The 20545-nt window shown below is 69.3% G+C and carries 17 protein-coding genes, 1 pseudogene and 2 riboswitches; of the genes and pseudogenes, 10 read left to right on the top strand and 8 right to left on the bottom strand.

The features are described from left to right. Nucleotides 1-15: 15 nt before the first annotated feature. Nucleotides 16-2106, bottom strand: a complete 2091-nt coding sequence (locus HWX31_RS27540) for a UvrD-helicase domain-containing protein (protein ID WP_059530880.1) — start codon at nt 2104-2106, stop codon at nt 16-18. A 265-nt stretch (nt 2107-2371) separates the two neighbouring features. On the opposite strand from HWX31_RS27540, the gene HWX31_RS27535 reads away from it, so the two are divergent. The 8 genes from HWX31_RS27535 to HWX31_RS27500 all read left to right on the top strand — a co-directional run bounded on the left by HWX31_RS27535 (nt 2372) and on the right by HWX31_RS27500 (nt 12602). Beyond that, a complete protein-coding gene (locus tag HWX31_RS27535; protein ID WP_174960531.1) occupies nt 2372-3079 on the top strand; it encodes an SGNH/GDSL hydrolase family protein in 708 nt (235 codons plus the stop codon). Between the two features lie 161 nt (nt 3080-3240). Continuing rightward, nucleotides 3241-4293, top strand: a complete 1053-nt coding sequence (locus tag HWX31_RS27530; protein ID WP_174960533.1) for an oxidoreductase — start codon at nt 3241-3243, stop codon at nt 4291-4293. A 148-nt stretch (nt 4294-4441) separates the two neighbouring features. Continuing rightward, a complete protein-coding gene (locus HWX31_RS27525) occupies nt 4442-4831 on the top strand; it encodes a hypothetical protein (RefSeq protein WP_059609549.1) in 390 nt (129 codons plus the stop codon). Between the two features lie 114 nt (nt 4832-4945). Further along, nucleotides 4946-5048: riboswitch (glycine riboswitch) on the top strand. Between the two features lie 32 nt (nt 5049-5080). Next, nucleotides 5081-5214: riboswitch (glycine riboswitch) on the top strand. 84 nt (nt 5215-5298) lie between these two features. Continuing rightward, a complete protein-coding gene (gcvT, locus tag HWX31_RS27520; RefSeq protein WP_174960535.1) occupies nt 5299-6417 on the top strand; it encodes a glycine cleavage system aminomethyltransferase GcvT in 1119 nt (372 codons plus the stop codon). Between the two features lie 96 nt (nt 6418-6513). Beyond that, a complete protein-coding gene (gene gcvH / locus HWX31_RS27515) occupies nt 6514-6894 on the top strand; it encodes a glycine cleavage system protein GcvH (protein WP_076481875.1) in 381 nt (126 codons plus the stop codon). Nucleotides 6895-6966: 72 nt separating this feature from the next. Next, entirely contained in the window at nt 6967-9894 is a 2928-nt protein-coding gene (gene gcvP / locus HWX31_RS27510) for an aminomethyl-transferring glycine dehydrogenase (protein ID WP_174960537.1), read from the top strand. Between the two features lie 149 nt (nt 9895-10043). After that, the gene (locus HWX31_RS27505; RefSeq protein WP_174960539.1) at nt 10044-11186 is read left to right on the top strand and encodes an alginate lyase family protein; all 1143 of its coding nucleotides are present in this window, start codon (nt 10044-10046) and stop codon (nt 11184-11186) included. A 27-nt stretch (nt 11187-11213) separates the two neighbouring features. Continuing rightward, nucleotides 11214-12602, top strand: a complete 1389-nt coding sequence (locus HWX31_RS27500) for an L-serine ammonia-lyase (protein WP_174960541.1) — start codon at nt 11214-11216, stop codon at nt 12600-12602. A gap of 44 nt (nt 12603-12646) precedes the next feature. On the opposite strand, the gene HWX31_RS27495 is transcribed toward HWX31_RS27500, so the two are convergent. From HWX31_RS27495 to relB, 4 genes are all read right to left on the bottom strand, one after another. Then, nucleotides 12647-13048 (bottom strand): type II toxin-antitoxin system VapC family toxin, encoded by a 402-nt coding sequence (locus HWX31_RS27495; RefSeq protein ID WP_174960543.1) that lies wholly within the window; start codon nt 13046-13048, stop codon nt 12647-12649. Beyond that, a complete protein-coding gene (gene vapB, locus HWX31_RS27490; protein WP_174960545.1) occupies nt 13048-13284 on the bottom strand; it encodes a type II toxin-antitoxin system VapB family antitoxin in 237 nt (78 codons plus the stop codon). Before vapB ends, HWX31_RS27495 begins: the two co-directional genes overlap by 1 nt. Nucleotides 13285-13514: 230 nt before the next feature. Next, nucleotides 13515-13799 carry a type II toxin-antitoxin system RelE/ParE family toxin gene (locus HWX31_RS27485; RefSeq protein WP_174960547.1) on the bottom strand — a complete coding sequence of 95 codons (285 nt, stop codon included), beginning with the start codon at nt 13797-13799 and terminating at the stop codon, nt 13515-13517. Next, nucleotides 13796-14254: a type II toxin-antitoxin system RelB family antitoxin gene (gene relB, locus HWX31_RS27480; protein WP_174960549.1), complete on the bottom strand. Its 459-nt coding sequence runs from the start codon at nt 14252-14254 to the stop codon at nt 13796-13798. The genes HWX31_RS27485 and relB overlap by 4 nt, the downstream gene beginning before the upstream one ends. A gap of 271 nt (nt 14255-14525) precedes the next feature. On the opposite strand from relB, the gene HWX31_RS27475 reads away from it, so the two are divergent. After that, complete coding sequence (locus HWX31_RS27475) at nt 14526-16229, top strand: thiamine pyrophosphate-binding protein (RefSeq protein WP_174960551.1); 1704 nt, start codon at nt 14526-14528, stop codon at nt 16227-16229. 16 nt (nt 16230-16245) lie between these two features. Further along, on the top strand, nt 16246-17295 hold the full coding sequence (locus HWX31_RS27470; RefSeq protein ID WP_244143858.1) for a glycosyltransferase family protein: 1050 nt from the start codon (nt 16246-16248) through the stop codon (nt 17293-17295). Nucleotides 17296-17342: 47 nt separating this feature from the next. Here HWX31_RS27470 and HWX31_RS27465 read toward each other — a convergent pair whose 3' ends face one another. The 3 genes and pseudogenes from HWX31_RS27465 to exaC all read right to left on the bottom strand — a co-directional run bounded on the left by HWX31_RS27465 (nt 17343) and on the right by exaC (nt 20339). Next, complete coding sequence (locus tag HWX31_RS27465) at nt 17343-18374, bottom strand: helix-turn-helix domain-containing protein (protein WP_059711611.1); 1032 nt, start codon at nt 18372-18374, stop codon at nt 17343-17345. 194 nt (nt 18375-18568) lie between these two features. Then, a pseudogene (locus HWX31_RS35430) lies at nt 18569-18755 on the bottom strand (hypothetical protein); the annotation flags it as partial. A 57-nt stretch (nt 18756-18812) separates the two neighbouring features. Further along, nucleotides 18813-20339, bottom strand: a complete 1527-nt coding sequence (gene exaC, locus HWX31_RS27455) for an acetaldehyde dehydrogenase ExaC (RefSeq protein ID WP_059655366.1) — start codon at nt 20337-20339, stop codon at nt 18813-18815. Nucleotides 20340-20545: the final 206 nt, after the last annotated feature.

Genomic DNA, 20545 nt, shown 5'->3' with positions numbered 1-20545 from the left:
TTCACGCGGCCGCAATCACTTCTGCAGCAGCGCCTTCAGGCTCGCGAGCCGGTCCTTCGGCGTCATCGGCGCTTCCTCCGGCGCGGGCGGCGGCGCGTCGTCGAGGCCCATCTCGGGGATGAAGCGCGACGCCTCGCAGACCACCGTCTCGCGCGCCCGCTTGCGCTTCTTGCACCAGTTCAGGTGCAGGCTGCGCTGCGCGCGCGTGATCGCGACGTACATCAGACGGCGCTCCTCCTCGATCCGCTCGCTGTCGATCGGGCCGTCGTCCTCGCTGCCGCCGCGGTGCGGCATGATGCCCTCCTCGACGCCGACCAGGAACACGTGCGGATACTCGAGCCCCTTCGACGCGTGCACGGTCGACAGCCGCACCGCATCCGGGTCCTCCTCCTTGCCTTCGAGCATCGACATCAGCGCGACGGTCTGGATCAGGCCGAGCAGGTTCTTGCCCGTATCGGCCAGCCCGTCGGCGTTGTGGAAGCCCTCCGCCTCGCCGTCGACGGCCTCCGCCGCCTCGGGCTTGGTGCCCTTGCGCTTCAGCCATTCGAGGAATTCGAGCACGTTCTGCCACTTCGACTGCGCCTGCCGTTCGTCGAACGCGTCGTACAGGTAGGCCTCGTAGTGGATCGCCTCCATCATGTCGTCGAGCACGACGGTCGCGGGGTCCTTGTCCGCGCGCTCGGTCAGGCGCTGGATGAAGTCGCAGAACATCCGCAGCGGCTCGACCTGGCGCGCGGACAGCCGCGCCTCGATGCCGCCCATGTACACCGCCTCGAACAGCGACACCTTCGCCTGCCCCGCGAACGAGCCGAGCGCTTCCAGCGTCGTGTTGCCGATCCCGCGGCGCGGCGTCGTGATCGCGCGGATGAACGCGGGATCGTCGTCGGCGTTCGCGATCAGGCGCAGGTACGCGCACAGGTCCTTGATCTCGGCCTTGTCGAAGAACGACTGGCCGCCGGACAGCACGTACGGAATCCGCTCGCGCCGCAGCACCTGCTCGAAGATCCGCGCCTGGAAGTTGCCGCGATACAGGATCGCGTAGTCGCGAAACTGCGCGCGCCGCTCGAACTTGTGCGCGGACAGGCGGAACACGACCGATTCGGCTTCATGCTCCTCGTCGTTGCACGGCGTGACGGTGATCGAGTCGCCCATCCCGTGCTCGGACCACAGCTTCTTCTCGAACAGCTTCGGGTTGTTCGCGATCACGTTGTTCGCGGCGGTGAGAATGCGCACCGTCGACCGGTAGTTCTGCTCGAGCTTGATCACGTGCAGCTTCGGGAAATCCTTGCCGAGCTGCGCGAGGTTCTCGAGCGTCGCGCCACGCCAGCCGTAGATCGCCTGGTCGTCGTCGCCCACCGCGGTGAACGCCGCGCGCGGGCCCGCGAGCAGCTTCAGCAGCTCGTACTGGCACGCGTTGGTGTCCTGGTATTCGTCGATCAGCAGGTAGCGCAGCTTGTTCTGCCAGCGGTCGCGCACCTGTTCGTTGCGCGCGAACAGCTCGGCGGGCAGGCGGATCAGGTCGTCGAAGTCGACCGCCTGGTACGCGTGCAGCGTCGCGACGTAGTTGCGGTACACGAGCGCGGCCTGGTGCTCGTCCTCGTTGGCGGCGATCGTCATCGCCTCCTCGGGCATGATGAGGCCGTTCTTCCACAGCGAGATGGTGGTCTGGATCTTGCGGATCAGGCCCTTGTCGGTCGTGCCGATCTGCTCCTGGATCATCCCGAAGCAGTCGTCCGAATCCATGATCGAGAACTGCGGCTTCAGGCCGACGTGCTCGGCCTCCTGGCGCAGGATCTGCACGCCGAGCGAGTGGAACGTGCAGACGGTGAGCTGGTTCACCGGCACCTTGCGGCCTTCCTTGCCGGGCGTCGTGAGCGTCTTGCCCTCGAGCAGCTTCGACACGCGCTCGCGCATTTCGGCGGCCGCCTTGTTGGTGAACGTGACGGCGGCGATGTGGCGCGGCTCGAAGCCCTTGGCTTCGATCAGGTGCGCGATCTTCTGCGTGATGACGCGGGTCTTGCCGCTGCCCGCGCCGGCGAGCACGAGGCAGGGACCGTCGAGATAGCGCACCGCTTCGTTCTGAGCGGGATTGAGGCCTGCGGACATGGTTGCGGATGGTGTTGCGGTTGACGGCGGAACGCCGGGAGGATGCCGCGCGCGGGGCGCCGGGTCGGGCATGCGGACGCACGGGCAGGACGCGCATGTTAACACGGCCGCGGCGGCGAATTCCGGAGCCCCGTCGGGCGGGGCTGTGCGGGCGGACGGGAGGATGCGCCCCTGTCCGTTCGGCCAATTCGGCTACGCGCGGCGGCGATTGCGCGACAATGGGCGGCCGCGTGCGATTGCCGCTCTATATAGAGATATCGACACCATGGGATACCAGTTCGCCACCGCCGCGCTCGGCCCGCTGCTGCTCGCGCAGGGGCGCCACGTGCGCCGCGTCACCCCGCGCCTCGACGAAGCGGCCGGCCCGCGCAGCGGCGTGACCGGCGACGGCCCGCCGCTGCGCCTGCTCGTGCTCGGCGATTCCGCCGCCGCGGGCGTCGGCGTGGCGACGCAGCGCGACGCGTTCACCGGGCAGCTCGCGAATGCCCTCGCGCCGTTTCGCCGGGTGAGCTGGAAACTGCTCGCGCGCACCGGCATGACGACGCAGGATCTCGTCGACCGGCTCGCCGCCGAGCCGGCCGAAGCGTTCGACGCGGCCGTCACGTCGCTCGGCGTCAACGACGTGACGGCGGGCGTGCCGCCGGCCCGCTGGCGCGCGGCGCAGGCGACGCTCGTCGAGCTGCTCGCCACGCGCTTCTCGGTCGAGCACGTGATCCTGTCCGCGGTGCCGCCGATGGAGCGCTTTCCCGCGCTGCCGCAGCCGCTGCGGTGGTACCTCGGCCTGCGCGCGAAGCGGCTCAACGCGATGCTCGCCGGCTGGGCCGCGACGCAGCCGCGCTGCACGTTCCTGCCGTGCGCGGTGCCGCTCGAGCCGCACCTGATGGCGTCCGACGGCTTCCATCCGGGCGCGGCCGCGTGCGCGTCGTGGGCCGCGCAGGCGGCCGCCGCGGTGCGGCAGCGGCTGGACGGCTGAACCGGCGCGAGCCGCGCCACCGCGCACCGCTGCATGCGCGAGCGCAAAAATCGCGCCGGATTCCAGTCGGCCGTCGTGCCAAAATAGCCGGTCGCCGGCGCGCCATCATGGCACCGTTATGGCGCGCCGTTCCCACGTTTCGCTTGTTGCCAAGGATCGCCATGTCGTCATTGCTCAGGATTGGTTTGATGGGTTTCGGTTTCGCCGGCGCGACGTTCCACGCGCCGGTGATCGCGGCGAGCGGCCGCACGCAGGTCGCTGCGATCGCCACCGGGCAGCCGGACCGCGCGCGGGCCGCGTATCCGGATGCCCGCATCGTGGCCGATCTCGACGCGCTGCTGGCCCTCGACGACATCGAGTGCGTGGTGATCGCCACGCCGAACGACACGCACTTCCCGCTCGCGCGGCAGGTGCTGGACGCGGGCCGTCACGTCGTCGTCGACAAGCCGGTGACGCTGACGTCCGACGAGGCGCTCGCGCTCGCGCGGCTCGCGAACGCCCGCAGCCGCGTGTTCGCGCCGTTCCACAACCGCCGCTGGGACGGCGACTTCCTCACCGTGCGCCGCATCGTCGAATCCGGCGAGCTCGGCCGCATCACCTGTGTCACGTCGCATTTCGATCGCTTCCGGCCGCAGGTGCGCGTGCGCTGGCGCGAGGAAGCCGCGCGCGGCGGCGGCCTGCTGCTCGACCTCGGCCCGCACCTGATCGACCAGGCACTCGCGCTGTTCGGCCTGCCCGACACGGTGAGCGCGACCGTCAAGACCCGCCGCGACAACGGTTCGGCGCCCGACTTCGTCCACGTGCAGCTCGGCTACCCGGACAAGGACGTCGCGCTGCACGCGAGCGCGCTGTCGGCGATCGAGCCGGCGCGCTTCACGCTGCACGGCACCCGCGGCAGCTACCAGAAGTTCGGGCTCGACACGCAGGAAGACCAGCTGAAGGCCGGCCTCACGCCCGACGACGTCGAGTTCGGCGGCGGCAACCCGCCCGGCGTGCTGCGCGTGCTCGACGGCGACGTCGAAACCGAGCGCCCGGTGCCGACGCTCGACGGCCAGTACGCGGAGTTCTACCGCGCGCTCGCCGCGGCGATCCGCGAAGGCGCGCCGTTCCCGGTCACGCCGCAGGATGCGGTCGACGTGATGACGATCATCGAGCTCGCCGCGCAAAGCGAGCACGAAGGACGGCGCCTGCCGTTCGTGCGCAAGCTCGTCTGAGCGGCACGAGCCGGCCGGCGGCGCGTCGCGCCGGAACAATCCGTTACAAATGGCGCGGGAACGAAAGTCAGCGGTGCTCCTGTCTGATGCGTTTCTCAAAAAAGTCGATCCGACACCAAACCGACACCACACCGTCAGGAGAATGTTGATGCAACGGTTGATTCGCGCGGCAGTGTGCTGCGCCCTGGTTTCCTCGCTCGCGGCCTGTATCGTCGAGCCGCCGCAGCGTCGCCCGGCGCCGCCACCGCCGCCCCGCCCCGCCCCGCAAGTCGTTCCGCAACCCAGTCCGCAGGTCGTCGGCTTCGAGCGTGCGCAGCAGATTCAGGGCCGAATCGACAACCTGCATCGCCGGATCGATTCGCGCGTAAATGGCGGCTACTACCCGCCGCCGTACGGCGCGCAGCTCCACCACCGCCTCGACGTGATTCGCCAGGAAGCGAACGACATGACCGCGCAGCACGGCGGCGGCCTGTCCGGCGACGAGCAGCGCGTGCTGAACCAGGAACTCGACACCGCGGCGCGCGCGATCGGCGAGTGACGCCGGCCGCGGCCGGACGAAGACGAAAAACGCGGCGGCGCCCTGCCGCCGCTTGTCGCGAAACGACACGGATTTGCCCAAATTGACAAGGCTTCCGGGCTCGCGTACAGTCGCCCGCACGCGTCGGGAGAGCGTGTGACCGCGTTGCTGAAACGCCGGTCGCGCCGCCGAAGGGGCACACCCGCAAACTCTCAGGCAAAAGGACCGGCCGCGTCGAAGCATCCCGCCTGCGCACGTCGCAGGCCACGATCTTCGCACTCTGGAGAGCGGCAGTAGCCCGCTGCGCGAATGCAGCGCGGGCAGGCTGCCCACCGAAGGGGCGCGCGTTCGTTGGGCCAGGCCCGCGGCGCAATCTCTCAGGTATCGAGGACAGAGGGGCATGTACAGCACCGCCCGCCGGCCCAAGGCCGCGGCGGTCGGCACAACGCCGTATTGTCCCGCGCGCAAGCGCCTTGCCTGAGGCCTCGATGACTGCCCTGAAACACACCCCGCTCAACGCCGCGCACCGCGCGCTCAACGCCCGCATGGTCGATTTCGGCGGCTGGGACATGCCCGTCAACTACGGTTCGCAAATCGAAGAGCATCAGGCCGTGCGCACCGACGCCGGCATGTTCGACGTGTCGCACATGTGCGTCGTCGATTTCACCGGCAGCCGCGTGCGCGCGTTCTTCGAGCATGCGGTCGCGAACAACGTCGGCAAGCTCAAGACGCCCGGCAAGGCGCTCTACTCGTGCCTGCTCAATCCGCAGGGCGGCGTCATCGACGACCTGATCGTCTATTACTTCACCGAGGAATTCTTCCGCGTCGTCGTCAACGCCGGCACCGCCGAGAAGGACATCGCGTGGTTCAACCAGCTCAACGAGCAAGGCGGCTACGGCGTCACGATCGCGCCGCGCCGCGATTTCGCGATCGTCGCCGTGCAGGGCCCGAACGCCCGTGAAAAAACCTGGGCGACGATCCCCGCCGCGCGCGCCGCGACGAGCGAGCTCAAGCCGTTCAACGCCGCGCAGGTCGCGGGCACGCCGTTCGGCGACCTCACCGTCGCGCGCACCGGCTACACCGGCGAAGACGGTTTCGAGGTGATCGTGCCGGCCGTCCACGTCGAAGCCCTGTGGAACGCGCTGCAGCAAAACGGCGTGCGCCCGTGCGGGCTCGGCGCGCGCGACACGCTGCGCCTCGAGGCCGGCATGAACCTGTACGGCCAGGATATGGATGAAACCGTCTCCCCGCTCGACGCGGGCCTCGCGTGGACGGTCGACCTCACGGCGCCGCGCGCGTTCGTCGGCCGCGACGCGCTGGAGCGCGACGGCACGCGCGCCGCGTTCGTCGGCCTGATCCTGCAGAAGGAGAACGGCAAGGCGGGCGGCGTGCTGCGCGCGCACCAGAAGGTCGTCACGCCGCACGGCGAAGGCGAGATCACGAGCGGCACGTTCTCGCCGTCGATGCAGGAGTCGATCGCCTTTGCGCGCGTGCCCGCGGCCGTGCAGATCGGCGACACCGTGCAGGTGCAGATTCGCGACAAGCAACTTCCCGCGCGCGTGGTAAAACTGCCGTTCGTGCGCAACGGCAAGGTCCTCGCTGCGTAACGAGCCGGGCGGCATGGCGCCCGGCGACCCACACCCGGCGCACCGTCACGGTGCGCCAGAACGAAGAATCACACCCTATCTATTCAGGAGCATCCGATGAGCAACGTCCCGGCCGATCTGAAGTACACCGACGAACACGAGTGGATCCGCACCGAAGCCGACGGCACGCTGACGATCGGCATCACCGATCACGCGCAGAGCACGCTCGGCGACATCGTCTTCCTCGAACTGCCGCAAGTCGGCAAGCAGGTGAAGGCAGGCGACGCGGTCGGCGTCGTCGAGTCGGTGAAAGCCGCGTCGGACATCTACTCGCCCGTGTCGGGCGAGGTGGTCGCGATCAACGCGGACGCCGTCGACACGCCGGAAGAAGTGAACAGCGACGCATACGGCGTGTGGCTCTTCAAGATCAAGCTCGCCGACGGCGCATCGACCGACAACCTGCTCGACGCAGCCGCCTACGCGAAACTGGTCGGCTAACCCCACTACTCACGAATCGCGCGGCGCGCCGGCCCGGCAGTACGGGCGGCGCCCCGCGACCGCTGGATTGCCATGAAGCTCGAACACCCGGACCGCCTGATGAACCGCACGCCCCTCTCGCTCGCCGCGCTCGAAACGCACGACGCGTTCGCCGAACGCCATATCGGCCCCGACGCCGCCAGCCAGCAAGCGATGCTCGACACGCTCGGCTTCGCGACGCGCGCCGCCCTGATCGACGCCGTGATCCCCGCGCCGATCCGCCGCGCCGAAACGCTGCCGCTCGGCCCGTTCGCGCAACCGAAAAGCGAAGCCGAAGCGCTCGCCGCGCTGCGCGCGCTCGCGGACAAGAACCAGGTGTTCCGCTCGTACATCGGCCAGGGCTACTACGACACGCACACCCCGGCGGTGATCCTGCGCAACGTGCTCGAAAACCCGGCGTGGTACACGGCCTACACGCCGTACCAGCCTGAAATTTCCCAGGGCCGCCTCGAAGCGCTCCTGAACTACCAGCAAATGGTCGCCGACCTCACGGGCCTCGCGATCGCGAACGCGTCGCTGCTCGACGAGGCGACCGCCGCGGCCGAGGCGATGACGCTGCTGCAGCGCGTCGGCAAGCCGAAGTCGAACGTGTTCTACGTCGCCGACGACGTGCTGCCGCAGACGCTCGAAGTGATCCGCACCCGCGCGCTGCCGGTCGGCATCGAGATCAAGACCGGCCCCGCCGCCGACGCCGCGCAGTCGAACGCGTTCGGCGTGCTGCTGCAATACCCGGGCGTCAACGGCGACGTGCGCGACTACCGCGCGCTCACCGAAGCCATCCACGCGGCCGGCGGCCACGTGGTCGTCGCGGCCGACCTGCTCGCGCTCACCGTGTTGACGCCGCCCGGCGACTGGGGTGCGGACGTCGCGGTCGGCAACTCGCAGCGCTTCGGCGTGCCGATGGGCTTCGGCGGCCCGCACGCCGCCTACATGGCCGTGCGCGACGAATTCAAGCGCCAGATGCCGGGCCGCCTCGTCGGCGTGACCGTCGACGCGCAGGGCAAGCCCGCGCTGCGTCTCGCGCTGCAGACGCGCGAGCAGCACATCCGCCGCGAGAAGGCGACGTCGAACGTGTGCACCGCGCAGGCGCTGCTCGCGATCATGGCGAGCATGTACGCGGTCTACCACGGCCCGCACGGCCTGAAGACGATCGCGCTGCGCGTGAACCGCATCGCGGCGCTGGTCGCCGCCGGCGTGAAGCAGCTCGGCTTCGCGACCGTCAACGACACGTTCTTCGACACGCTGACGATCGACACCGGCGCGCGCACCGCGCAGCTCCACGAACTGGCGAACGCGAAGCGCATCAACCTGCGCCGCGTGAGCGCCACGCAGGTCGGCATCTCGGTCGACGAGACGACGACCCGCGGCGACCTCGCCGACCTGCTCGCGATCTTCGCGCAAGCCGCGGGCGGCGCCGCGCCCGACGTCGACGCGCTCGACGCGGGCCTGCCCGGCACGGCCGCGCTGCCGGCCGGCCTCGAACGCACGAGCGCGTACCTGACGCACCACGTGTTCAACCGCCACCATTCGGAAACGGAAATGCTGCGCTACCTGCGCAGCCTGTCGGACAAGGACCTCGCGCTCGACCGCTCGATGATCCCGCTCGGCTCGTGCACGATGAAGCTGAACGCGACGTCGGAGATGCTGCCCGTCACGTGGCCCGAATTCGGCCAGATCCACCCGTTCGCGCCGGCCGAGCAGACCGTCGGCTACCGCGAGATGATCGACCAGCTCGAGCAGATGCTCGTCGCGGCCACCGGCTACGCGGCCGTGTCGCTGCAGCCGAACGCGGGCTCGCAGGGCGAGTACGCGGGCCTGCTGGTCATCCACGCATACCACGCGTCGCGCGGCGAGAGCCACCGCGACGTCTGCCTGATCCCCGCGTCCGCGCACGGCACCAACCCGGCGTCCGCGCACATGGCCGGCATGAAGGTCGTGGTGGTCGCGTGCGACGCGCAGGGCAACGTCGACATCGAGGATCTCAAGGCGAAGGCCGACGAGCATGCGAAGGACCTCGCGGCGATCATGATCACGTATCCGTCGACGCACGGCGTGTTCGAGCAGAACGTGCGCGAGATCTGCGAGATCGTGCACGCGCACGGCGGCCAGGTGTACGTCGACGGCGCGAACATGAACGCGATGGTCGGCCTGACCGCGCCGGGCCAGTTCGGCGGCGACGTGTCGCACCTGAACCTGCACAAGACCTTCTGCATCCCGCACGGCGGCGGCGGCCCGGGCGTCGGCCCGGTCGCGGTCGGCGCGCACCTCGCGAAGTTCCTGCCGAACCAGCGCTCGACCGGCTACGCGCGCGGCGAGGAAGGCATCGGCGCGGTGTCGGCGGCGCCGTACGGCTCCGCGTCGATCCTGCCGATCTCGTGGATGTACATCGCGATGATGGGCGCGAAGAACCTGACCGCCGCGACGGAAACCGCGATCCTCAACGCGAACTACATCGCGAAGCGCCTCGCGCCGCACTACCCGGTGCTGTATTCGGGCCCGGGCGGGCTGGTCGCGCACGAGTGCATTCTCGACCTGCGTCCGATCAAGGACTCGAGCGGCATCACCGTCGACGACGTCGCGAAGCGCCTGATGGACTACGGCTTCCACGCGCCGACGATGAGCTTCCCGGTGCCGGGCACGCTGATGGTCGAGCCGACCGAATCGGAATCGCAGGAGGAACTCGACCGCTTCATCGCCGCGATGATCGCGATCCGCGAGGAAATCCGCGCGGTCGAGGAAGGCCGCGCCGATCGCGAGGACAACCCGCTGCGCCACGCGCCGCACACGGCGGCCGTCGTCACCGCGAACGAATGGCCGCATGCGTACTCGCGCGAGCAGGCCGCGTATCCGGTCGCGTCGCTCGGCACGAACAAGTACTGGCCGCCGGTCGGCCGCGCGGACAACGCCTATGGCGACCGCAACCTGTTCTGCGCGTGCGTGCCGATGTCGGAATACGCGTAACGCGCGCGTTCGTTCCGGTTCGCTCGATGCCGCGCCGCACGCAATCCCCGGGGTTGCGTGCGGTTTTTGCGTTGGACGCCGATCCGCCTGACGTTCGTCCCCCAATCCGGCTAACATCACACGCGATCCAGCCAATGAAGGAGTTCCGCATGGTGCGTCTGATGTTCCCGGGCCGCGAATCACGGCACATGTGGCGGCGCGTGCGCGCCCGCGCGTTCGCGCCGACGCTCGTCGCGTCGCTGTCGCTCGCCGCCGCCGGTCTCGGCGCGTCGGGCGCGGCGCGCGCGGCGATGAACTTCTGCGCGGCGCCCGCGCTGCAGTCGAGCGAGACGACCCAGGCCGAGCCGGGCGTGCAGGCGCTGATCCGCGGCGTCGACGCGCATCTCGGCGAGCAGCCGAAGGCGCTGCCGCGCGTGCACACCGAAGGCACGCTGCCGCACGAAGGCCTCTACGACCAGAGCGTCGCCGCGATGAAGGACATGGACCTGATGCGCGACGCCGCGCTCGCGTGGCGCGTGACCAACGATCCGCGCTACCTGCAGTTCGTCGACCGCTTCCTGTCCGCGTGGGTCGCCACCTACCAGCCGAGCTTCAACCCGATCGACGAGACCCGCTTCGACAGCCTGATCCTGGCCTACGACATGACCGCGAGCGCGCTGCCGGTGAAGACCCGCAACGCCGCGTCGGCGTTCATCGCGAAGCTCGGCGCCGGCTACGTCGCGCAGATCGACGCGCAGAAGCGCCCGCTCGCCGGCACCTGGCGCAACAACTGGCAGAGCCACCGGATCAAGCTGATCGCGCTGTCCGCGTTCACGCTCGGCGACCGCCGGATGATGAACGCCGCGCAGCGCCTGTTCGTCGAGCATCTCGCCGACAACGTCGCCGCGGACGGCACGACCTACGACTTCACGGAGCGCGATGCGCTGCACTACGCGGTGTACGACCTGCAGCCGCTCGTGACCGCCGCGCTCGCCGCGCGCCGCTTCAACCGCAACTGGCTGCGCGAAAAGGGCGCGAACGGCGCGACGCTCGCGGCCGCGCTCGACTGGCTCGTGCCGTACGCGCGCGGCGAGAAAACGCATGAGGAATTCGTGCATTCGCCGGTCGCGTTCGACGCGAAGCGGCGCGAAGCCGGCCTTCCCGGCTACACGGGGCAGTGGGACCCGAAAAACGCCACCGAACTCTTTCATCTGGCTGCGCGGCTCGACGGACGCTACGCCCGCGTCGCGCAGCAGCTCTCCCCGACGCCGCCCGCATGGCTAGCCGCGTGCTTGCCGCTGCAGGCGCGCTAGACTACTTACAGCAAGACAGGAAACAAAATGGCAGTCAGCGTGTTTGACCTCTTCAAGATCGGCATCGGCCCGTCCAGCTCGCACACGGTCGGCCCGATGCGCGCCGCGCTGATGTTCGTCCAGGGCCTCGAGCGCGACGGGCAGCTCGACGCGACCGCCAACGTGAAGGTCGAGCTGTACGGCTCGCTCGGCGCGACCGGCAAGGGCCACGGCACCGACCGCGGCGTGATGCTCGGCCTGCTCGGCGACGCGCCCGACACTGTCGATCCCGATACGATCGCCGCCCGGCTCGAAGCCGTGCGCACGTCGAAGACGCTCGCGCTGCTCGGCAGCCACCCGATTCCGTTCGTCCTGAAGGAGCACATCGCGTTCTACCGGCAGGCGCTGCCCGAGCATCCGAACGGGATGAAGCTGCGCGCGACCGACGCGAGCGGCGCGGTGCTGGTCGAGCGCACCTACCTGTCGGTCGGCGGCGGCTTCGTCGTGACGGCCGGCGCGCCGAACACCAAGGTGCTGAGCGCCGCCGAGCAGATGACGCACCCGTTCACCAACGCCGCGGAGCTGCTCGCGCTGACCGAGTCGACCGGCAAGTCGATCGCGCAGCTGATGTGGGAAAACGAGCGTGCGTGGCACACCGAGGAAGAGACCCGCGACGGCCTGCTGAAGATCTGGAGCGTGATGCAGTCGTGCGTGTCGCGCGGCTGCGGGATCGGCAACCCGGACGCGGACGGCAACCTGCCCGGCCCGTTCCAGGTCAAGCGCCGTGCGCCGCAGCTGTACCGCACGCTGACGGGCAGCCCGGAGCGCGCGCTGCAGGATCCGCTGTCGATGATCGACTGGATCAACCTGTACGCGATCGCGGTCAACGAGGAAAACGCGGCCGGCGGGCGCGTCGTCACCGCGCCGACCAACGGCGCGGCCGGCATCATCCCCGCGGTGCTGCATTACTACACGCGCTTCACGCCGGGCGCGAACGAACAGGGCGTGATCGACTTCCTGCTGACGGCCGCCGCGATCGGCATCCTGTACAAGCTGAACGCGTCGATCTCCGGCGCGGAAGTCGGCTGCCAGGGTGAAGTCGGGGTCGCCTGCTCGATGGCGGCGGGCGCGCTCGCCGCGGTGCTCGGCGGCACGCCGCGCCAGGTCGAGAACGCGGCCGAGATCGGCATGGAGCACAATCTCGGCCTCACCTGCGACCCGGTCGGCGGGATGGTGCAGATCCCGTGCATCGAGCGCAACGCCATGGCGTCGGTGAAGGCGGTCAACGCGGCGCGCATGGCGCTGCGCGGCGACGGCACGCACTACGTGTCGCTCGATTCGGTGATCAAGACGATGCGCGAAACCGGCGCCGACATGAAGACGAAGTACAAGGAAACGTCGCGCGGCGGGCTGGCGGTGAATATCGTCGAGTGCTGATGGCGGTGTGCGAGAGCCGTTTCCACTGAAAGCGGAAATGGCTCCTAATCGTTCAGCCAGTTCTCCAGCCTCACGGCGGGATAGCTGGCAAAATCCCGCTCGTTGTTGGTCACGAGCGCAACGTCAAGCGAAATCGCATGCGCAGCAATCAGCTTGTCCAGGTGGTCTTTCTTGCGCTCCCGCGTTGCCTCCCGGACCGGCCCGTAGGCCCGCGCCGCCGCCACATCGAACGGGGCGACGGGAATGTCCTCGATCAACGCTGCGAGATTTCGGCGCTCGCGATCGGGATTCGCGCAGACCGCGACACCATATTCAAGCTCGGCGTAGGTGATCGCCGACATCACCACGTCACCGACGTAGTACCGCGCAAAGCGTTTCGCGACCTGCTCCGGCTGGTTCTTCATCAGGTAGATGCACATGTTGGTGTCGAGCATGTAACGCGGCATCACAGACCCTCGCGTTCAACCTGCCCGTGCTCGCCACGTCCGTCGGACATGAAATCCGGCCCGAATTTCGCGAACTTCTCGAGCACACCAGCCAACGGCCGCCGAGCAGGTCGAATGCGAATTTCATCGCCCACTCGCTCGATTTCGAGTTCGATGTCGCTGCGCTCGAAAGCGAGGTCCGCAGGAATACGCACAGCTTGGGAGTTGCCGTTCCTGAACGCTCGGGTGGTATGCATGGTTACCTCCAAATACGGATGTACGACGGATGTACATTAGTCCACTTCCGGCAAAATGTAAATCCATGTGTGTACATAGACCTACACCAACTGCCGCATCGGAAAAGATGCATCCCTGACAGCTCGGGAATGCGTAGCCGTGGCGGCATTGGCTTCGGGGTCGCATCGCCCTCTCCCCGAACACACATCGGCGGCCCCGGTTGGCATCATTAAAGCCCCGACCGCTTTCGTTACGGCCACTCCCGTCGCGCATGCAGCACGCGCAGAATCTCGACGACGCCTTCGGCTTGCCGGATGCGATAGACGAGCACGTAGTTCGGCGCGATCACCAACTCGCGCGTGCCTTGCACGCGCCCCGGCCGATACAGCTCGGCATGCGCCGGCAATGCCTCGGCCATTTCATCGATCAGTTCGTCCAGCTCCAGCGCGGCCACGGGGTTGTCCTGGCCGACGAAGTCCATGATTGCCGCACGATCCTCGCACGCGTTCGGATTCCAGTGCAGCGCGAACGTCAAACCTTGCCTCCATGCTTCGCGATCCGCTGTCGCAGCGCCTCACGGCGCGAAGCAAACTCGGCCTTGACCTCGGCGTGGGGAAGGGACGGTCGCGGATCGTCCAGCGCCTGCTGTACCTGTTCGCGAAACCAGCGATCGTAAGCAGCCGCCTCGTGCGCCGCTTTCAGCGCGGCCGCGCGATCGGGCCGGGTGGCCCGGCCCGCGGCATCGGGATCGAAATCCGAAGCGTCCACGTCGAATCGGCTGATGCCGATGTCGCGCAGAAATCCGACCAGCGTTTCGAACCGGCGGAACACGCGCACGTCGCCGCGCCTGGCCGACAGAAAGCGCTCGGTCGTGCCATAGCGGGCCGCGACGGTCCAGCCGTTGCCGTGGCCGACCACGCGTGCATCGCGCACGGCGCCCGCCTCGGCGAGCTGCGTGAGCGTCTTTAGGTCGATCGTTTCGGTTGCCATGATGATGATTGCCCCCGTCAATGATTCCGAGGGGGGATTTTACTATTGAATGATCGACCATTTTACTGTTAATTGGCAGCGTGACTTCATTAATCCGGGTCGGGATTCGACTCGGCGTCCGTTGCAGTACTTTTCACCGGTCGCCAAACGCGCGCAAGCTGGCCTTCCGGCCAGTCGTTGATCTTTCCCGCCCGCCCGCGTTCCGTCACTTTTCACCCGCCCCCGAACCGGCGTAAGCTGTACGTCCCGCTACCCAGGGAGACGGCATCTCATGTCGCATTCCGAGGATCTCGAGCCGCGCGGCGTCAACGGCGCGCGCCTGCTTGTCGATGCGTTGCTCGCCAATCACGTCGAACGCGTGTTCTGCGTGCCGGGCGAGAGTTTTCTGGCCGTGCTCGATGCGCTCGCGGACCACACCGCGCGCCTCCAGACGGTCGTCTGCCGCCACGAAGCGGCCGCCGCGAACATGGCGGAAGCGGTCGGCAAGCTGACCGGCCGCCCCGGCGTCGCGTTCGTCACGCGCGGGCCCGGCGCAACGCACGCGTCGATCGGCGTGCACACCGCGTTCCAGGATTCGACACCGATGATCCTGTTCATCGGCCAGTGCGCGCGCGAACACCTCGACCGCGAGGCATTCCAGGAAATCGACTACCGCCGCATGTTCGGCCAGATGGCGAAATGGGTCGCGCAGATCGACGACCCGCGCCGCATCCCCGAATACCTGAGCCACGCGTTCCACGTCGCGATGTCGGGCCGGCCAGGCCCGGTCGTGCTCGCGCTGCCGGAGGACGTGCTGTCCGAGCCGTGCGCGGCGCAGCCGGTCGCGCCGCCCGCGAAGCGCGTCGCGGCCGCGCCGTCCGCCGCGCAGATGGACGAGCTGCGCGAGCGGCTCGCGCGCGCCGAGCGGCCGCTGGCCGTCGTCGGCGGCAGCGGCTGGACGACCGACGCATGCGCGGACCTGCGCACCTTCGTCGAGCGCTGGCAGCTGCCGGTCGCGTGCGCGTTCCGCTACCAGGACACCTTCGACAACGCGCATCCGAACTACGCGGGCGACGTCGGGCTCGGCATCAATCCCGCGCTCGCGCGGCGCATCCGCGACGCGGACCTGCTGTTCGCGCTCGGGCCGCGCCTCGGCGAAGCGACGACCGGCGGCTACACGCTGCTCGACATCCCGAAGACCCGCCAGACGCTGATCCACGTCCACCAGGGCGCGGACGAGCTCGGCCGGGTCTATGCGGCCGACCTGCCGATCGTGTCCGGCATGCCGGAGATCGCCGCGCCGCTCGCCGCGCTCGACCCGCCGGCCGCGCCCGCGTGGGCCGGCAGCGCCGCCGCCGCGCACCGCGCGTATCTCGACTGGCACGCGCCGCTGCCGATGCCCGGCGACGTCCAGCTCGGCGACGTGATGGTGCAGTTGCGCGAGCGTCTGCCGCACGACGCGATCCTGACCAACGGCGCGGGCAACTACGCGATCTGGCTGCACCGGCACTTCGCGTACCGCCATTTCCGCTCGCAGGTCGCGCCGACCAGCGGCGCGATGGGCTACGGCGTGCCCGCCGCGCTTGCCGCGAAGTCGCTGTATCCGGAGCGGCCGGTCGTCGCGCTCGCGGGCGACGGCTGCTTCATGATGGCCGGCAACGAGCTGGCGACCGCGATGCAGTACGGGCTGAACATCGTCGTGATCGTCGTCAACAACAGCCACTTCGGCACGATCCGCATGCATCAGGAGCGCAACTACCCGGGGCGCGTGCACGGCACCGGTCTCACGAACCCGGATTTCGCCGCGTATGCGCGCGCGTTCGGCGCGCACGGCGAGACGGTCGAGCGCACCGCCGACTTCGCGCCCGCGCTCGAGCGCGCACTCACCTGCGGCCTGCCCGCGTTGATCGAAATCCGCGTGCCGCAGGAAGCCTGCACGCCGGCGGCGACGCTCGAGCAGATCCGGGAGCAGGGGCGTCGCACGCGCGGCGCATGACATAGGAGCGTGCGCCGTGCCGGCCGCAGCCGCCCTGTCGCCCGACGAGGCGCGCGTCTGGCCGGGCACGCTGCTCGCACCGGACGGCACGCTCGTCGCGCCCTACGACCTCGCGCACGGCCACGGCCGCGCCGCCGGCCACGTGCCGGCCGCCCTCGCGCTGGGCCTGCTGCACGCGGCGACGCAGCCGTTCCGGCTCGACTACGGCGGCGCGCCGCACGTGCACGTGATCAACGGCATGGGCGTCACGCTCGGCGATTCGGTGATCGGCCTGACCGCGCTCGCCGCGCTGCGTGAAGCGCACCCCGGGCTGCACTTCACGCTGTACCGCCCTGCCGGCGCGCCGCGCTACGTCGAGGCGCTGTATGCGCTCGCGGCCGACGTCGTCGCGCCGTCGCGCGCGCTGCCGTGGCCGGCCGACGCGCTGCCGGCCGCCACGCGCTGCATCGATCTCGGCAATCACCTGTACTGGCCGGATTTCGCACGGCTGCCGATGATCGACTTCTTTCTCGCCGCACTCGGCGCGGACCCGGCGGCGCTGCCCGCGTCGGCCAAGCGCAACCGCTGGCTCGCACGCCTGCCGCTTCCCGCGCTGCCCGATGCTTGGCGGCGGCCGTACGCGCTGTTCTGCCCGAGCGCGAGTACCGCGGTGCGCAGCGTGCCGCCGGCATTGCGCGCCGCGTTCGTCGACCGGCTCGCGCGGCGCTACCGGCTGCCCGTGGTCGGGTTCGGGCCGCTCGCGCATCCCGCCTATGTCGACGCGAGCGGATTCGCGCGCGACACCGCGGCATTCATCGCATGGATCAAGGGAGCAAGCGTGCTGTTCGCGTCGGACAGCGCCGCCACGCACCTCGCGGACGGCTTCGACGTGCCGACGCTCGCGTGCTTCACGACGATCGCGCCGGCGCTGCGCGTGCGCGACTATCCGCATTGCGTGCCGGTCGCGCTCGACATGCCGGACGCGCTGCGCGGGCTGCACCGCAGCGAAGCGCCTGACGACGTCGCGGCGGTCGCGGCCGCCTATCGCGCGGTCGATTGGGACGCGGTGGGCTGGCCGGTCATTTGACCCGCGCCGCCATCGCGCATCCGCCGCGACCCGCCATTACCCCGGTATTACCCCGCCGCGACCATCGTCACGCTGTCGCGCAGCGTCTCCGACGGCCGCTTGCCGAACATCCGCCGGTAATCGGTCGCGAACTGGCTCAGGTGCCAGAAGCCCCACGCCTCGGCGACATCCTGCACGGACTCCACCGCGCGGCCGCACAGGTCGCGCCGCGCACCGTTCAGCCGCAGCGTGCGCAGATAGGTCGCGGGCGCCATCCCGAGCACGTCCTGGAAGCAGTACTGCAGCGTGCGGCGGCTCACGTGCAGCTGCTCGCACAGCTCGGGCACGCCGACCGGGCGCGAGCGGTGCGCGAGCACGTAGTCGCGCGCCTGCTCGACGATCCGGCGCCGCCGCGACAGCGCCGTGCCGGCCGCGCCGTCGGCGGGCAGCGCGCACACGTCGAACAGCGCCGCGAGCACCTCGGCCTGCAGGTCGTTGCGCAGCGGGTCCGACAGCGGCGCGGCGGCGGCCGCGTCGTCGAGCCGCGCGCCGAGCAGCGCGCACAGGCGCGTGAGCCGCGCCTCGCCGACCTGCATCACGCTCTGCGCGGGCAGCCGGTCGTCGAGCCCGCAGCGCTCGACCTGCTCCGCGTAGCGGCGCAGCACGTCGCCGCGCACGACGACGCCGTAGATCGAGAACTGCGCGGGCGTCAGCAATTCGAATTCGACGTTGCCGGGCCGGAACGCGAGCGCGCCGGCCTCGATCCGGTGCGCGTCGACGCGCGCCGCGCCGTCGCGCACGAGCGGGATGCCGAACCAGTACGCATCGCCGCGCACCTCGCACGCCTGGCGCAGCATGTGGCTCGTCGATTCGCGGAACAGCTTCATCGTGTCGAGCGGCAACTCGGTCAGCGTGCCGACGAAGCGGCCCGCCGCGAGCTGGTCGTAGGTCTGCCGCCAGCCGATCAGGTTGCGCGCCTGCTCGTCGGCGTCGTGCGCGACGCTGACGACGGCCTGCCCGGCCGGCACCTCGCCGCCTTGCGCGCTGCGTTGCGTGTCCTCGGCGGTCGGTTCGCCGGCGCCTGCCACTCGTTCGTTCATCGTGTTTCTCCTTCAACCGCCCGGAACCGCGCATGACACGCAAGTCCCGTGCCGAATCGCGGCGGACCACGTGCGATCCGGCTCAAGCCCGTCATTCAACGACGGCGCGCCCGGACGCGCAATTCGGGCTGACCGCGATGCCGCCCGACGCGCACCCGGCTGGTGCAGCCGCGCCGGCGCCGCCCGCTTGCTGCGCACCCGGCGCCGACGAACATGAACGGTTAACGTCTCGATGAAATGCCGCACGCCGATGCTCAGCCGCGTCGTGACGGCGTCGCGCATGCGCTCGGCCTCGTCGACGACGCCGAAGCGGCGATGCGCGTCGAGCTCGCCGTCGCGAAACACCGGATGCCGGGGAATCGGTCGAACCGGTTCCGCCATGCCGGCTTCTCGCGGAACGCGCCGGCGCGGGCTGACGCGCGCCGGCGCAAGCGGCGATCAGAAGAACCCGAGCGCCTCGGCCTGGTAGCTGACCAGCAGGCACTTCGTCTGCTGGTAGTTCGACAGCGCCATCTTGTGCGTCTCGCGGCCGATGCCCGACTGCTTGTAGCCGCCGAACGCCGCATGCGCGGGGTACAGGTGGTAGCAGTTGGTCCACACGCGGCCGGCCTCGATCTCGCGGCCCATCCGGTACGCGCGCGTGCCGTTGCGCGTCCACACGCCCGCGCCGAGGCCATAGAACGTGTCGTTCGCGAGCTCGATCGCTTCCTGCTCGTCCTTGAACGTCATCACCGACGCGACCGGCCCGAAGATCTCTTCCTGGAACACGCGCATCTTGTTGTTGCCGAACAGCATCGTCGGCTTCACGTAGTAGCCCGTGCCGAGGTCGGCCGCCGGCGCCGTGCGCTCGCCGCCCGTCAGGCATTGCGCGCCTTCGCCGCGGCCGATGTCGATGTACGACAGGATCTTGTCGAGCTGCTGCTGCGACGCCTGCGCGCCGATCATCGTCTGCAGGTCGAGCGGATGGCCGGCCTTGATGCGCTCGACGCGCGCGACCGCCTTCTCGATGAAGCGCTCGTAGATCGACTCCTGGATCAGCACGCGCGACGGGCACGTGCACACCTCGCCCTGGTTCAGCGCGAACATCGCGAGCCCTTCGAGCGTCTTGTCGAGGAACGCGTCGTCCTGGTCGAGCACGTCGGCGAAGAAGATGTTCGGGCTCTTGCCGCCCAGCTCGACCGTCGACGGGATCAGGTTGTCGGCGGCGGCGCGCAGGATGTGCTTGCCGACCGGCGTCGAGCCCGTGAACGCGATCTTCGCGATGCGCTTGCTGGTCGCGAGCGCTTCGCCGGCTTCCTTGCCGAAGCCGTTCACGATGTTGATCACGCCCGGCGGGAACAGGTCGCCGATCAGCTCCATCAGCACGAGCACCGACGCGGGCGTCTGCTCGGCCGGCTTCATCACGATGCAGCAGCCCGCCGCGAGCGCCGGCGCGAGCTTCCACGCGGCCATCAGCAGCGGGAAGTTCCACGGGATGATCTGGCCGATGACGCCGACCGGCTCATGGAAGTGGTACGCGACCGTGTTGTCGTCGATCTCGGAGATGCCGCCTTCCTGCGCGCGGATGCAGCCCGCGAAATAGCGGAAGTGGTCGACGGCGAGCGGCAGGTCGGCAGCCATCGTCTCGCGCAGCGGCTTGCCGTTGTCGATCGTTTCCGCGACGGCGAGCAGCTTCAGGTTCTTTTCCATCCGGTCGGCCGCGGCGAGCAGCAGGTTCGCGCGCTCGGTCACGGACGTCTTGCCCCACTTGCGGCGCGCGGCATGGGCCGCGTCGAGCGCGATCTCGATGTCGTCGGCGCCGGAGCGCGGAATGCGGCAGAACGGCTGGCCGTTGATCGGCGACACGTTCTCGAAGTATTCGCCCTTGACCGGCGGCACCCACTTGCCGCCGATGTAGTTGTCGTATTGCGAGCGGTACGGGTATTCGACGTCGAGGCCCAGTTGTTTCAGGTCGAACGGGTTCATCAGATGTCTCCTGTTCATCTTGCTTTGTGCAATTGCGGCGCCGGTTGCGCGCGTTGACTACACAGCAACATGCATGCCATCGTGCACGGCCCCGCCCGCGCGCGCGCCGCGCGCCCGCCATCCCGGCGATTGCGCCGATTCGGAACACCTTCAGCGGTTCGCGCGCGTCACGCTGTGCCAATTGCGAACAGCGGCGCGCGGCAAAC

The sequence above is a fragment of the Burkholderia ubonensis genome (genome assembly GCF_902833085.1).
GTDB lineage: Bacteria > Pseudomonadota > Gammaproteobacteria > Burkholderiales > Burkholderiaceae > Burkholderia > Burkholderia ubonensis.
Note: the sequence above shows the minus strand (reverse complement) of the source record. Positions and strands in the feature narration are given on the sequence as shown.